Source organism: Dickeya sp. MK7 (genome assembly GCF_000406305.1).
GTDB classification, from domain to species: domain Bacteria; phylum Pseudomonadota; class Gammaproteobacteria; order Enterobacterales; family Enterobacteriaceae; genus Dickeya; species Dickeya fangzhongdai.
Map to the genome: position 1 here is coordinate 398,427 of NZ_CM001984.1, position 13,714 is coordinate 412,140.

The following is a 13,714-nucleotide window of genomic DNA, read 5'->3' on the forward strand; positions in this document are numbered from 1 at the left end:
GCATAAGCCTTGCCGGTGACGGCCGCGTTAACCGTTAAAACCAGGTTTCCATCTGGACGCCGAAGGTCCATTCGCCGCCGGCTTTGAAGCCGGTGGAGCCGAAGGCGTCGTCGCTGGCGTAGTTATCCAGCCGCTTGTCCCAATCCATGTAACTGGCGAAGACGCGCAGTTCCGGACGGCTTAATAAATTGGAGATATCGCCCACTTTGAACGTCGGGGCGAAAGTCAGCTTGTAGAACCCGCCGCTTACCTGATTACGCGATAAGTATCCCTGAGGATCCAGATTCATATATTGATAGCTGCCTTCATAGGCCAGTGCGAAGTTTTCGGTGATTTCCTGAATAAAGCGCGCATTAAATGTCACCCAGCGATAGTCATCCCCCTGAACGTAACGATCTTTGCTGCTTTGCGCCAGAATCGCCGGGGCGAAGCTCCAGGTTTTATTCAGCGCGGTAGTGCCGTAGGTCGCCAGGCGCCAGGTACTGGCGTTCTGGGTCAGGTTGCCGTCGGAACCGATGGATTTAACTTCGCCGCCGAGGCCGTGGCCATACAGCAGCGCCACTTTGGACGTCCCGTCGCGCAGACCGTAGAAGCTGTCGCCGTGCCAGGCGGCCAGCGCGTGATAACCGCTGTCGCCGGCATTGGTGTTGGTGACGTTGTTGGCGTTGTTGCGCCCGGTATTTTCTTTTATGTCGTTGTTGCGGGCGCGCAGGCCGCTCAGCATGAACTGGAACGGGCCGACGAAGTTATTGCTGGTGACGATGTAGTTCTGGATCTCGTTGTCCAGCGTGGTGATCTCGCCGAGGCTGCGGCCGTACAGGGAGAAGTTGGTTTTCCAGCCATCCGCCGGTTTCACGTCGTAGATACCGCCGCCGGTTCCTGCCAGGAACACCACGTCGGAGTCGATCCAGTGGATGTCGAAGTTGTCGCGGTCAAAACGCTTGCCTGCCCACAGCGTGGTGTCCTTGAAGGCGCCGGTGAACGTCGGCAGCGAGCCCAACTCCACAAACGCTTCGCGCACGTTCAGGTCGCTGGTGCTGGCGGTCCAGTCGTTATAGCTGCGCTGGCCGTCCGCCATCATCACTTTGAAACGGGTGGTGGCGCCGTTATCCAGTTTGGTGCGGTGTTCCAGCTTCAGTTCCAGGTAGGTGTCGTCTTCGTTGCCCAGACGGCCGACATGGCCGCCGGTTTCACCGGCCGGCGTCATACTGGGGCCGATGTTCGCCTTCGAACTGGTGACGGAATCGTGGATAGCCAGGCCGGAACGGGCATAACCGTGGAACTCAAAGCCATCGGCGATACTGCGCTTGCTGGCCAGCGAGTCGGTTTTCAGCGCTACCTGCTGGGTCTGCTGTTCGTTTTGCGTGGCGCGCGCCGCGACCTGTTGGGTTTGCTGCGCCACTTGCTGGGTGGTTTGTTCCACCTGCTGGGTTTTCTGCTCGACCTGCGCAGTGCGGGCCGCCAGTTGTTTAGCTTGTTTTTCGGCGGCGTCGGCGCGGGCTTCCGCTTGCTTCGCGCGTTGTTCCGCCTGCAACAGACGCTGCTCCAGCGCGTTCAGGCGCGCTTCAATGCTATCAGAAGGGGCTGCCAGCGCCTGAGAGGTACAGAGTGCGAGTCCCACGGCGGCGGCAAGATAACCTGGCTTTATCATGTTGGGTTTTCCCTTGGATGGTCAGATGGTTTTTTTTGTTTTGCTAAATTGCTAAACCGGTTATGCAGCGAAAGCTAAATGGGGCCGAAGGGGTTGGCAAGGAATTTTGTTTTCTTGCTGTGCTAACTGTGATCATGACAACAAAACCCGCTCCCGACGGTGCAATGCGGTCGTCGGGAACAGGCTCTGAAAGGCTATAGCGAGGCGGTGAGTTGATGGGCGAACGGCAGTGCCGTCATCGCGCCTTTGGCGGTGGTCGCCAGCGCGCCGCAGCGCTGCGCCTGCGTGAGTACGGTATGCCAGTCGTCAATCTGGTACAGGCTATCGTAGCCGGCCAGTGCGGCGAGCATGCCGGCGACAAAGGCGTCGCCCGCGCCGGTGGTGTCGACCGGGGTGACGCGGTGCGCCAGAAAGTGGCGCAACTGGTGGCCGTCATGCAGCCAGACGCCGTCGCCGCCCTGAGTAATCAGCAACCGCTTGATGGGGTATCGCGCCATCAGGTTGGCGCTGCCCTGACGAATGTCCTCGCTGCCGCTGAGAAACCGGAATTCCTCTTCCGACAGTTTCACTACGTCCGCCAGCGCCAGCACTTGATCCAGACAGGTTCTCAACTCCTGCTCGCTGTGCCACAGGTCGGCGCGGATATTCGGGTCAAAACTGACCCATCCTTGGGCGGCGCGAATCCGCGTTATCGCTTCCAGCGCCGTGCTGCGCGACGGTTCGCGCGACAGGGCGATGGAGCACAAGTGCAGCCATTCGCTGCGCTGAAACGCCGGCAGGTCGGACGGTTGCAGGAACAGGTCGGCGCTGGGGCGCACCATAAACGTGAAGGTGCGCTCACCCTGGGCATCCAGACTCACCACCACGGTGGAGGTGCGGTGTTCCGCATCCGGTTGCATGTGACGGACATCCACCTGCTCGCGGGCCAGTACGTCGCGCAGGAAGTGACCGAACGCGTCCTCGCCGACGCGGCCAATAAAGCCGCTGTGTCCGCCCAATCGGGCGACGCCCACGGCGACGTTGGCGGGCGCGCCCCCCGGACATTTCAGATAGCGCTCCTCGCCTTCCGGAATGAGGTCGACCACCGCATCGCCCATTACCCATACTTTGTGAGACATAATTACACTCTTTATCGGGGATAGTTAAACTGTTGGCTAAAATAGAAGAAACGGTTTAGCTAATCAACTCGTTGATCGGCGAGGGGCATGAAAAGCTCATCAGGAACGCGGTTTATGGTTGTGGTGTATACCCTAAGCAGTTTGAAACCGCCGTCACGCGTGTTTCATTCTCTCGTTTAGCGTCTCGATGATGAAGGCGTTGACAGAGGTTCCCTGCTCGGCAGCAGCTTGATTCAAACGTTCCCCGAACGACTCAGGGTAGCGTAACGTAAATGTTTTAATCCTTTCCTGGCGGACGTATGGCTCAATGCCCGCTGCGCTGCAGTCATTCAGATACTCGCGCAGTGAGATTTCACCTTCTTTTTTCAGCCCCTGAATGCTGTCCGACACAAAATCACAATAGCCGGTCAGACCCAGAAACTTGCCACGAAATGCGCCAAGTTCCGGCACATAACTGATAACAGCCAGTTGTCCGGCTATCTCAATGGTGTTTGGTGTGGATGGTTTGCTCATGGCTTCACTCCTATGCTTTCAAGCCAGTCGCGCAGGTTGGCTACTGCGCCTTTATCAGTGACTCGATATCGGCCCATTTGATGCCTGACTGGACGGGCGATTTAAACACCTGTTCAAGCGTACTTTTTTGCCTCTTCCGTAGTGATGAAACCTGCGCTTTCATTCCCTCGCCTCACGACGTCACTTCCTGAAGTCATTATCAAAACCACCATAAGTGAAGTTAAGTCATGAAGTCATGTATTATATGGACGCCTCTCATTCTCTAACTGATTTTGTGGGTATCCAGCCCGCGGGGAGAGACTCAGGGATGAGCGGAGTAGTGTAGTAAAGCCGACGCACCTGCAACTTGAAGAATGATTGTATAGCGGCGTAATCCGGGGAAGTCGCTAATGGCAGCTGGTTGAATTTATGACAATAAAAAAGCCGGAACTGCGGTCATAGAAAATAATTATCTCACCGGAATGAGAAATAATTTCCAATAATTATTATTGGGATGACGTTATATTTATTCTCAAATGTTATTCATCGGCTAATGAATGTCACATATGTGATAAGTCGCTTTTTTATTTATAAAAATTATCTTGTCACCGCCTATTTGTTTTCCATACTTAATAAATAGTCACGTGTTTTTAGTGGTGAGGTAAGCCGATGCCCGAGGCAGTCCATTCGGAACTGTTGTCTGAGTCCTATTTTCGTTACTGGGGAAAAGCCCGAACGTTTTCCAATAACGAAAACGGCGCGCCTTATCATTTATTGCCTTATCACTGTCTGGATGTGGCGGCCTGTGGCTATTGGCTGGTGAAAAATAACCGTTTTCATGTCCGTGACCATTTGCAGGCGTTGGGACTGGATGAAGAGTGCGCCGCGTTATGGCTGGCCTGGTTTCTGGCCTGGCACGATATCGGCAAGTTCGCCCGTGGTTTTCAACAGCTCTACCAGAACCCTGCCGCGCCGCTGGTGCGTGGGGCGGGGCAGGCTTATTCAATGCGCCATGACTCGCTGGGGTTGTGGTTGTGGCGTTTTAAGCTGCATGACAACTGGCGGGAGCAAACGGACTGGCTGCCCGCCACATCCCGACCGGAAAAACTGCATTACGCGATGGATGTATGGCTGCGGCTGGTATGCGGCCATCATGGACAGCCGCCGCGGGAAGAGGGCAACGGCGCGCTGGCTTTCCACCCTGACGATATTCTGGCCGCACAGGCTTATCTGGCCGATCTGCACGCCGTGTTTCCTGAACTAACGGCATTTCCCGATAGTTTTAGCGACAAAAACTGGCGGGTGTTGTTGCAACAGAAAAGCTGGCCGCTGGCAGGCAGCGTGGTACTGGCGGACTGGCTTGGCTCATCGCAGGACGATTTCCCCTATCGGGCGGAGCCGACGCTGACGCTGGCGCAATACTGGCGGCAATGCGCGTTGCCGCAGGCCGAGCGGTCGGTGTCTCGCCTGCCGGCCGCCGCTGTGGCTGCGCCGTTTACGGGAATGCGCAACCTCTTTCCCTTTATCACCCGGCCGACGCCGTTGCAGCAGCAGGCGATGACGGTCGAGATTGATGCGCCCGGCCCGCAGCTGTTTGTGCTGGAGGATGTCACCGGGGCGGGCAAAACCGAAGCCGCGCTGGTGCTGGCGCACCGGCTGATGAGCGCCGGTCGAGGCGACGGTTTGTATGTCGGCCTGCCGACGATGGCGACCGCCAACGCCATGTACCGGCGGTTGGCGAAGGCGTATCGCGCCTTGTTTGACGAACGAGTGGCGCCATCGCTGATGCTGGCGCACGGCGCGCGCGACATGGTGACGGATTTCCGCCTGTCGCTATGGGGGCCAGCGCAGGCGGGGCAGATGCGGTACGGGCCGGATAATGAAGACAGCGCCAGCGCCGCCTGCAATCAGTGGTTTGCCGACTCGCGCAAGAAAGCGCTGCTGGCGGACGTCGGCGTCGGCACACTCGATCAGGCGCTGATGGCGGTGATGGCGTTTCGCCACCAGTCGCTGCGGCTGTTAGGGCTGGGCGGCAAAATTCTGCTGCTGGATGAGGTGCACGCCTACGACGCTTATACCGGCCGTCTGCTGGAAAGCCTGCTGACCTTCCACGCCAGTCAGGGCGGCAGCGCGATTATTCTTACCGCCACGCTGGCGGCATCACAGCGGGAACGGCTGGTGCAGGCGTTTGGCCGGGGGATGCAGCAACCGCCCGGCCGTCTGGCGGAGCAGGCCGGATACCCGTGGTTTACCCAGGTGAGCGCGCAGGCGCTGCGGGAGTGGCCGGTGGAAACCCGCGCCGAGGTCCGGCGCACGGTGACGGTTGACTGGCTGTCTCGCCGGTCGGAAGCCATCGCGTTGATTCGTCAGGCGGTGGCCGCCGGGCAGTGCGTCTGCTGGATTCGCAACACGGTGGATGAGGCGATTGACGCCTGGCGGCAGTTGCGCCAGTGCAGCGAGATAACAGCGGACGATGTGCTGCTGTTCCACAGCCGGTTTGCGTTTTGCGACCGCATGGTGATTGAAGACACCGCGGTTGAGCGCTTCGGCAAGCACAGCACAGGCGCACAGCGGCGCGGCAAGGTGCTGATCGCCACCCAGGTGGTGGAGCAGTCGCTGGATATTGATGTGGATGTGATGATAAGCGACCTGGCGCCGGTGGATTTGCTGATCCAGCGCGCCGGGCGCCTGCAACGTCATATCCGCCGGGCAGATGGTCGTTGTAAACAGCTGGACGACGCTGCGCCGCAGCAGGATGACCGCGCCCCGCCGGTGCTGTGGGTTCTGGCGCCGCAATGGCAGCCCGAGGCCGGTCCTGACTGGCTGGGAGTGGAGCTGAGCGGTACCGGCGCGGTGTATCAGCATCATGCGGTGCTGTGGCGCACACAGGCGATATTGCGAGAACGCGGCGCACTACACATGCCGGACGAGGCGCGTTTGCTGATAGACAGCGTCTACGAGCAGCGCATTCCGGCACCGGCGGCGCTGGAGGAGCGCGGCTATCAGGCTGAAGGGAAAAGCCTGGGCGATCGTACCGTCGCGTCGCAGTCGTCGCTGGCGTTTGAGCTGGGGTATTGCGCCGCCGCCGGTCAGCGCGGCTGGCGCGATGACGCCGAACTGTTCACCCGCTCAGGCGAGACATCGCAGGATGTCTATCTGGCATGGCGGGCGGACAGCGACGACGCTTTACCGCAGCCCTATGCCGGTGAGGGGGAATTTGGCTGGGAGAAAAGCCGCCTGTCGGTGCGCCAGCGTTGGTGGCAACAGCACGAAAAACAGTGGCCGACCTTACAGGGCGACGCGCTGGACCGCTTCCGGCAACAACTGCACCGCCCCGGCGCCGAAGTGCTGTTGCTGGCGCCGGGTGAAGCGGCAGATTACTACCATGCAGATATGGGACTAGTTGCACGGTAGTCAGTGCATGATGAATTTGATAGCCAGGTAATCAGATTGTTGAGAACCCTTCTGGTTGCGCGCCATAGCCTTTTGTGGCGTATCAAAACTGTGCTGAGGTGGGCGACTTCGCCGGGTGAGCCGCATGGACGCGGCGAAAGCCATTGTCGCGCCGGACAAAAACGCCAGGAGCGTTTTTGAACAGCGTTTACGCTGGCCCGAAGGGCGAGCCCCAGGGATGGGGCGAGTAACCGCGTCACTGGCGGCCCGGACAGCGAAGTCGAACGCCGAAGGTAGCGCGTAGCGCCACAGTTTAGCCACCAGCCAGAGGTCAAGGAGAGGCGGCGTTTGAGCCTCTCCTTGTTGGGCGTGCGGCGGGGTTGCGAAGGAGCAATCCGGTTATCACGCACGAAACGTTTCACTGTTCCAACATAAATTTGTCTGTAATACGACCATGGAGCTGTTTGTCCACAGCCTTAAGGTAATACGACTGTTTTTCCACAGTCTTTTTACTGCGTTAGCAGTTTTGTCCACCGGGAAACATCGGTGCCACTGGCGCGAACTCTGGCCGCGCTGGGGCAGAAAACAATAACAGGAATCATGACGACCTCACGGATGAGGCCTTACTGAAGAGGTAGGTTCATGTTTTCACTGATTGACACACCCTGGTTACCCGTAGTGGGCGCGGACGGACACCGCACCCACATTTCTCCACGGCAATTGGCCGACGACCGGATTATCGATCTGGCGTGTCCACGACCCGATTTTCAGGGCGCGGCCTGGCAACTGCTGATCGGCCTGTTGCAAACCGCGTACGCTCCCTCGGATGAGGAAGACTGGGAGGACATCTGGCGCGACGGGCTGGGCGACGGCTGGGTGCGCGCGCTCGACACGCTGGCGCCGGCGCTCAATTTCGGTGCCGACAAGCCCGCGTTTATGCAGGACTTTTCCCCACTGGATGCCGATGACAGCCCGATTTCCGGTTTGCTGATCGATGCGCCGGGCGGCAATACCCTCAAGCTCAATAAAGACCACTTCGTCAAGCGCGGCACGGTGAACGCCATCTGCCCGCACTGCGCCGCGCTGGCGCTGTACACGCTGCAAACCAACGCGCCGTCGGGCGGGGTGGGGCACCGGGTCGGCGTGCGCGGCGGCGGGCCGATCACCACCCTGCTGATGCCTTACGACGCGCAAAACCCGGTGCCGCTGTGGCGCAAACTGTGGGCCAACGTCACGCCCGGCGAGCGCGGCGACTGCGTGGCGGCGGTGTTCCCCTGGCTGGCGGCCACCCGCACCAGCGAAGGCGATAAAGACAAGGTGACGCCGGAAAACGCGCACCGGTTGCAGGCGTTCTGGGGCATGCCGCGCCGCATTGAACTGGATTTCGGCCACACCGAGGCCGGGCATTGCGACCTGTGCGGCGATAAGTCGGAGCAACTGCTGACGCACTACCGCACCAAAAACTACGGCGTACAGTACGAACACTGGCAGCACCCGCTGACGCCGTATCGCCTGTCGAACAAAGACGGCATGTTGCTGTCGGTGAAAGGCCAGCCGGGCGGGTTGTCGTACCGCGACTGGCTGGGGCTGGTGATCGGCACGCAGGATGCGCTCAGCCAGACATTGCCCGCCCGCGTGGTGAGCCTCAACCAGCAACGGGCGCCGTTGCTGCACAAGGTCGGGCTGTGGTGCTTCGGCTACGACATGGACAACATGAAGGCGCGCTGCTGGTACGAACACCATGTGCCGGTGTGGAAAGAGATCCCCCCGGCGGTGCACGACTACCTGCCGCTGGGCTTGCAGATGGCCCACGAGGCTCAGCAACTGCTGCGCCAGTCGGTGAAGGCGGCCTGGTTCCGTCGGCCGAAAGAGGTGGGCGGCGATTTCAGTATTATCGACGTGTCGTTCTGGCAGGAAACCGAACAGTTTTTCCGCCAGCTTTACCGCTCCATCGCCAGCGGCAAGTGCGCCATCAGCGCGCTGAAAGCCTGGCAGAACCAGCTCTACTTATACCTGCTCGGCACCTTCGACCGGTTGACGTTCGGCAACCCGGACCAACTGGGCGACCTGACGCAGGCGGTGAAAGCACGCAGCGACATGGTGAAGCTGTTTTACGGTCAGAAATCGATGAAGCAGTTTAAACAAATGCAACCTCAGGAGGAGGCGGTGAATGGGTAATACCGCAACGCTGCTGGTGATAGACGCGCCGGCGGCGGCGAAAATCAGTGCCTGGTTTTACGCATTACAGAACCGGCATAACGACAACTACAACGGGCGGGCGGATCGGGCGGCGTTGCGGCGCGCCGCCGCCCCTTATGGCGCGCTGACCTGTCCGGGATTTCAACGGATTGCGCGGATACTGGCGTCGCAAATCGGCGATAAGGAACATCGCCTGCTGGCGGTGGCGATATTCGCGGCGGTGGCGGTTCATGCGGACGAGCATAACGGCAAGAAAAGTTTCGCCGCGCAACTGGGGGAAAAGGTCACTGCCGGCAGCGACCGGCGCTACCTGTCCGAACTGCGTTTTGAACGCCTGCTGCGGGCGCAGACGCCGGAGGAGCTGTGTCGCCTGCTGATCCGCGCCGTCACGATTCGCGGCAGCGACGGGGTGAATCTGCCGTCGCTGGCCGACGGCATCCTGCTGTGGATGGACGAATGGTACGACCGACAGCACAACCTGCCGGCACAACCCAATCCGTTAAAACGCAACGCGGTGCGCTGGGCCTGCGAATACAACCAGACGTCGCTGGATCCCGCGCCGGACGATACGCCATCAGCCCATACCGCCAACGAACCGACCGGAAATCACCCGACCGACAACAAGGAACCGGCATGACCACCTTTATTCAACTGCATTTTTTGACCGCTTACGCACCAGCCAACCTGAACCGGGACGACACCGGCCGCCCGAAAACCGCCATCGTCGGCGGGGTAGAGCGGCTGCGGGTGTCGTCACAAAGTCTCAAACGCGCCTGGCGCACCTCCGAGGTGTTTGAAACCGCGCTGGGGGAACACATCGGCATCCGTACCCGGCGTTTAGGCCGCGAGGTGTATCAGCAACTGATCAACGGCGGAGTGCCGATCAAAACCGCAGAAGACGCCGCGAAGGAGATTGCTGCCCAATTCGGCAAGCTGAAAAAAGAAGAAAAAAACAGCCCCGACCCGCTGGAGAAGTTCGACATTGAACAGCTGGCGCACGTCAGCGTGCCGGAGCGGGCGCGGGTGGATCAACTGGTGGCGACGCTTATTGCCGAACCCCGCGAGCCCAACAGAGAAAAGCTGAAGCTGCTGCGCAAAGCGGTGGCGAGCGTCGATATCGCGCTGTTCGGCCGTATGCTGGCGTCCAGCCCGGAATTTAACGTGGAGGCCGCCTGTCAGGTGGCGCACGCGCTGGGCGTCAGCGCGGTGACGGTAGAAGACGATTTCTTCACCGCGGTGGATGACCTCAACACCGGCGAGGACAACAGCGGCTCCGGCCATATGGGCGAGCAAGGCTTTGCCTCGGCGCTGTTCTATCAATATATCTGCATCGACCGCGACCGGCTGCGGGAAAACCTCGGCGGTGACGAGGCGCTGGTGCAGCGCACGCTGCGGGCGCTGGGGGAAACCGCGCTCACCGTGTCGCCCACCGGCAAGCAGAACAGTTTCGCCTCCCGCGCGTATGCCTCTTACGTGCTGGCGGAACGTGGCTCGGCGCAGCCGCGCGCGCTGTCGGTGGCGTTTTTCAAACCGGTGCGCAGCGCCGAACCGCTGGAAACGGCGATTAGCGCGCTGAAAAACCAGCAGGAGAAGTTCAATCGCGCCTACGGCGCCGACGGCATGACCGACTATGTGCTGGATGTGGAAGCCGGAGCCGGCAGCCTGCCGCAACTGTTGGATTTCATCAGCCAGTGAGGGCGGCATGACTGAGTATCTGGTGTTTCAGCTTTACGCGCCGCTGGCGTCCTGGGGGGAACCGGCGGTGGGCGAGGTGCGCCATACCTCGCCGGTGCCCAGCCGTTCCGCGCTGCTGGGGCTGCTGGCGGCGGCGCTCGGCATCCGGCGCGATGACGAAGAACGGCTGACGCAATTCAACACCCACTACCGCTTCGCGGTCAGGCCGCTTTCCCGCCGGGAGGGCTGGCTGCGTGACTACCATACCGTGCAAATGCCGCGTGAAGAACGCAAGCGGGTGCGCCACACCCGTCGCGATGAGCTGTGTTCAGACCCGGCGCAAGGGCTGGAAACGCTGCTGACCGCCCGCGAATACCGCTGCGACGCCTACTACCACGTGGCGGTGAGCGCCACCGACGGCGCGCCGGTCACGCTCGCGCACCTGGCCGACGCGCTGCGCACGCCGGTGTTCCCGCTGTATCTCGGCCGCAAAAGCTGCCCGCTGGCGTTGCCGCTGGCGCCGCACCTGTTCAGCGGCTCGCTCCCTGAGGTATGGCAACAGGTTGACGGGGCGCCGTTGCTAAACGACCCCGATCTGCAGTTCATCAACCAGCCGGACGGCACCTGCTACTGGGAAGCGGGTGAGGATGTGGCGGCGGACGGGGTGATGCAGGTGTTGCGCGGCGATCAGCCCGCCAGCCGTCGGCGCTGGCAATTTACCACGCGGGTACAGTATCGCGGCGTGCTGAAAGGAGGTCAGTGATGTTCTTTTCCCGGGTGACGCTGCAACCGGCGGCGCTGTCATCGGTGATGGCGGACAAGTGGCAGACCTCGCCGGTCTACGCCAGCCATCAGTGGTTGTGGCAACTGTTCCCGCAGGAAGCGCAACGCGGTTTTCTGTTTCGGCAGGACGACCATGCGACGCTTAGCCGCTATTACCTGCTCTCGGCCTGCGCGCCCCGGCAGGATCACAACCTGTTTGTGGTGGAAACCAAACCCTGGCAGCCACAGCTGAGCGTCGGGATGCAACTGGCGTTTTCCCTGCGCGCCAATCCGGTGGTGACGCGCCAGCGTCAGCGGAGTGATGTGCTGATGGACGCCAAATACCACGCCAAAGCGCAAGGGGCGGACAAGGCGAAGATCTGGCCGCGCCAGCAACAGGCCGCCGCTGACTGGCTGGCGCGTCAGGGCGAGCGCTGCGGGTTTGAGGTGAACGCCTGTCGCGTTGACGGTTATCAGCGTCATCGGCTGTATAAACCGCAGCAGACCGCGCCGGTCAGCTTCAGTTCGGTGGATTTCGACGGCCTGTTGCGTATCACCGACGCCGGGCGTTTTGCCCAGGCGGTCAGTCAGGGGCTGGGCAAAAGCCGGTCGCTGGGGTGTGGGCTGCTGCTGTTGCGACGCGCCTGAACGGGAGGGTGAATGTCGTTTGTTCCGCTTAACCCGCTGCCGCTAAAAGACCGTACCTCGATGATCTTCCTGCAATACGGGCAGATTGACGTTATCGACGGCGCTTTTGTGCTGATCGACAAAAACGGTGTGCGCACCCATATCCCGGTCGGCTCGGTGGCCTGCATTATGCTGGAGCCGGGTACCCGCGTTTCCCACGCGGCGGCAAAGCTGGCGGCTACCGTCGGCACGTTGCTGGTGTGGGTGGGCGAGGCCGGGGTGCGGCTGTACGCCGCCGGGCAGCCGGGCGGGGCGCGTTCTGACCGGTTGCTGTATCAGGCGAAGCTGGCGCTGGATGAAGAATTGCGGCTGAAGGTGGTGCGGCGCATGTTTGAGCTGCGCTTTGGCGAACCGGCGCCGAGCCGACGCTCGGTAGAGCAACTGCGCGGCATTGAAGGCGCGCGGGTACGGCAGACCTACAGCCTGCTGGCGAAGCAGTTCGGCGTGAAATGGCAGGGCCGCCGCTACGACCCGAAAGATTGGGAACGCGGCGACAAGGTCAACCAGTGCATCAGCGCCGCCACCGCCTGCCTGTACGGTATTACCGAGGCGGCGGTACTGGCGGCAGGCTACGCGCCTGCCATCGGTTTTGTCCACAGCGGCAAGCCGTTATCGTTTGTCTACGATATCGCCGACATCATCAAGTTCGAGGGCGTGGTGCCTAAAGCGTTCGAGATTGCCGCCCGTAATCCGCTGGAACCGGATCGCGACGTGCGGGTGGCGTGCCGCGATATTTTCCGCAGCCAGCAGACGTTGGCCAAACTGATTCCGTTGATTGAAGACGTGCTGGCCGCCGGCGAGATCGCGCCGCCACAGGCGCCGCCGGACGCGCAACCGCCGGCCATTCCCGAGCCGACGCCGTTTGGCGACGCCGGTCACCGGGGGCATGGCGGATGAGTATGCTGGTGGTGGTCACCGAGAATGTGCCGCCGCGCCTGCGTGGTCGGCTGGCGATCTGGCTGCTGGAGGTGCGCGCCGGCGTATATGTGGGCGACACCTCGCGTCGGGTGCGGGAAATGATCTGGCAGCAGGTGGTGGAACTGGCGGAGCAGGGCAACGTGGTGATGGCCTGGGCCACCAATACCGAATCCGGTTTTGAGTTTCAAACCTTCGGTGAAAACCGCCGGATGCCGGTGGACCTCGACGGACTGCGGTTAGTCTCATTTCACCCTGTTGAAAATCAATAGGTTAGCGTTCTTTAACAACCGGAAAAAATCGGTGGAATTTTCCTGCCTTTAAAATGCCTTATAAAACAGGTATATATTTTTAGAGTGTTCCCCGCGCCAGCGGGGATAAACCGGGATTATTTGAATCCTTTCTTGCCCTGAGGAGTGTTCCCCGCGCCAGCGGGGATAAACCGATAAAAACCCCTCTTGTAGCGCGAGATGAAAATGTGTTCCCCGCGCCAGCGGGGATAAACCGTTGAAATGGTCTATTCGCAGGTTGAAAGCGCCGTGTTCCCCGCGCCAGCGGGGATAAACCGGACCACCTGGGTGGCTGGAAAAATACGCTGGAGTGTTCCCCGCGCCAGCGGGGATAAACCGGACCACCTGGGTGGCTGGAAAAATACGCTGGAGTGTTCCCCCGCGCCAGCGGGATAAACCGCAAGGCCGCCCGTAGCCATGCCAATGAGTCCGGTGTTCCCCGCGCCAGCGGGGATAAACCGGCGAAAATAGCGATCAACAACTGGGACGGCACGTGTTCCCCCGCGCCAGCGGGGATAAACCGACATCGAGAA

At 60.8% G+C, this 13,714-nt stretch carries 11 protein-coding genes and 1 pseudogene; 8 read left to right on the forward strand and 4 right to left on the reverse strand.

The window, feature by feature from the left end; all coding sequences use genetic code 11:
• Positions 1–34: 34 nt before the first annotated feature.
• The 4 genes and pseudogenes from DXXMK7_RS01915 to DXXMK7_RS22955 all read right to left on the reverse strand — a co-directional run.
• Positions 35–1,651 (reverse strand): carbohydrate porin, encoded by a 1,617-nt coding sequence (locus DXXMK7_RS01915; protein WP_084682746.1) that lies wholly within the window; start codon positions 1,649–1,651, stop codon positions 35–37.
• Between the two features lie 194 nt (positions 1,652–1,845).
• On the reverse strand, positions 1,846–2,769 hold the full coding sequence (locus DXXMK7_RS01920; protein WP_038917605.1) for an aminoimidazole riboside kinase: 924 nt from the start codon (positions 2,767–2,769) through the stop codon (positions 1,846–1,848).
• 153 nt (positions 2,770–2,922) lie between these two features.
• Positions 2,923–3,282, reverse strand: coding sequence for a type II toxin-antitoxin system HicB family antitoxin (locus tag DXXMK7_RS01925; protein WP_038917606.1), 360 nt, complete (start codon positions 3,280–3,282; stop codon positions 2,923–2,925).
• Between the two features lie 46 nt (positions 3,283–3,328).
• Positions 3,329–3,445 (reverse strand): annotated as a pseudogene (locus DXXMK7_RS22955) (hexulose-6-phosphate synthase); the annotation flags it as partial.
• 485 nt (positions 3,446–3,930) lie between these two features.
• On the opposite strand from DXXMK7_RS22955, the gene DXXMK7_RS01930 reads away from it, so the two are divergent.
• From DXXMK7_RS01930 to cas2e, 8 genes are all read left to right on the forward strand, one after another.
• Positions 3,931–6,675 (forward strand): CRISPR-associated helicase/endonuclease Cas3, encoded by a 2,745-nt coding sequence (locus DXXMK7_RS01930; RefSeq protein ID WP_050569983.1) that lies wholly within the window; start codon positions 3,931–3,933, stop codon positions 6,673–6,675.
• 621 nt (positions 6,676–7,296) lie between these two features.
• Positions 7,297–8,832 (forward strand): type I-E CRISPR-associated protein Cse1/CasA, encoded by a 1,536-nt coding sequence (casA, locus tag DXXMK7_RS01935; RefSeq protein WP_038917607.1) that lies wholly within the window; start codon positions 7,297–7,299, stop codon positions 8,830–8,832.
• On the forward strand, positions 8,825–9,490 hold the full coding sequence (gene casB / locus DXXMK7_RS01940) for a type I-E CRISPR-associated protein Cse2/CasB (RefSeq protein WP_038917608.1): 666 nt from the start codon (positions 8,825–8,827) through the stop codon (positions 9,488–9,490). Before casA ends, casB begins: the two co-directional genes overlap by 8 nt.
• A complete protein-coding gene (gene cas7e, locus DXXMK7_RS01945) occupies positions 9,487–10,548 on the forward strand; it encodes a type I-E CRISPR-associated protein Cas7/Cse4/CasC (protein ID WP_038917609.1) in 1,062 nt (353 codons plus the stop codon). The genes casB and cas7e overlap by 4 nt, the downstream gene beginning before the upstream one ends.
• 7 nt (positions 10,549–10,555) lie before the next feature.
• The gene (gene cas5e, locus DXXMK7_RS01950) at positions 10,556–11,290 is read left to right on the forward strand and encodes a type I-E CRISPR-associated protein Cas5/CasD (protein ID WP_038917610.1); all 735 of its coding nucleotides are present in this window, start codon (positions 10,556–10,558) and stop codon (positions 11,288–11,290) included.
• Entirely contained in the window at positions 11,290–11,937 is a 648-nt protein-coding gene (cas6e, locus tag DXXMK7_RS01955; protein ID WP_038917611.1) for a type I-E CRISPR-associated protein Cas6/Cse3/CasE, read from the forward strand. Before cas5e ends, cas6e begins: the two co-directional genes overlap by 1 nt.
• 12 nt (positions 11,938–11,949) lie before the next feature.
• A complete protein-coding gene (gene cas1e, locus DXXMK7_RS01960; protein ID WP_038917612.1) occupies positions 11,950–12,873 on the forward strand; it encodes a type I-E CRISPR-associated endonuclease Cas1e in 924 nt (307 codons plus the stop codon).
• Positions 12,870–13,163: a type I-E CRISPR-associated endoribonuclease Cas2e gene (gene cas2e / locus DXXMK7_RS01965; RefSeq protein WP_038917614.1), complete on the forward strand. Its 294-nt coding sequence runs from the start codon at positions 12,870–12,872 to the stop codon at positions 13,161–13,163. The genes cas1e and cas2e overlap by 4 nt, the downstream gene beginning before the upstream one ends.
• Positions 13,164–13,714 lie beyond the last annotated feature (551 nt).

What these genes read in the sequence shown, in the direction of transcription:
- DXXMK7_RS01915 (WP_084682746.1), bottom strand. Translation starts at nt 1,651, where the DNA reads ATGATAAAGCCAGGTTATCTTGCCGCCGCCGTGGGACTCGCACTCTGT.
- DXXMK7_RS01920 (WP_038917605.1), bottom strand. Translation starts at nt 2,769, where the DNA reads ATGTCTCACAAAGTATGGGTAATGGGCGATGCGGTGGTCGACCTCATT.
- DXXMK7_RS01925 (WP_038917606.1), bottom strand. Translation starts at nt 3,282, where the DNA reads ATGAGCAAACCATCCACACCAAACACCATTGAGATAGCCGGACAACTG.
- DXXMK7_RS01930 (WP_050569983.1), top strand. Translation starts at nt 3,931, where the DNA reads ATGCCCGAGGCAGTCCATTCGGAACTGTTGTCTGAGTCCTATTTTCGT.
- casA (WP_038917607.1), top strand. Translation starts at nt 7,297, where the DNA reads ATGTTTTCACTGATTGACACACCCTGGTTACCCGTAGTGGGCGCGGAC.
- casB (WP_038917608.1), top strand. Translation starts at nt 8,825, where the DNA reads ATGGGTAATACCGCAACGCTGCTGGTGATAGACGCGCCGGCGGCGGCG.
- cas7e (WP_038917609.1), top strand. Translation starts at nt 9,487, where the DNA reads ATGACCACCTTTATTCAACTGCATTTTTTGACCGCTTACGCACCAGCC.
- cas5e (WP_038917610.1), top strand. Translation starts at nt 10,556, where the DNA reads ATGACTGAGTATCTGGTGTTTCAGCTTTACGCGCCGCTGGCGTCCTGG.
- cas6e (WP_038917611.1), top strand. Translation starts at nt 11,290, where the DNA reads ATGTTCTTTTCCCGGGTGACGCTGCAACCGGCGGCGCTGTCATCGGTG.
- cas1e (WP_038917612.1), top strand. Translation starts at nt 11,950, where the DNA reads ATGTCGTTTGTTCCGCTTAACCCGCTGCCGCTAAAAGACCGTACCTCG.
- cas2e (WP_038917614.1), top strand. Translation starts at nt 12,870, where the DNA reads ATGAGTATGCTGGTGGTGGTCACCGAGAATGTGCCGCCGCGCCTGCGT.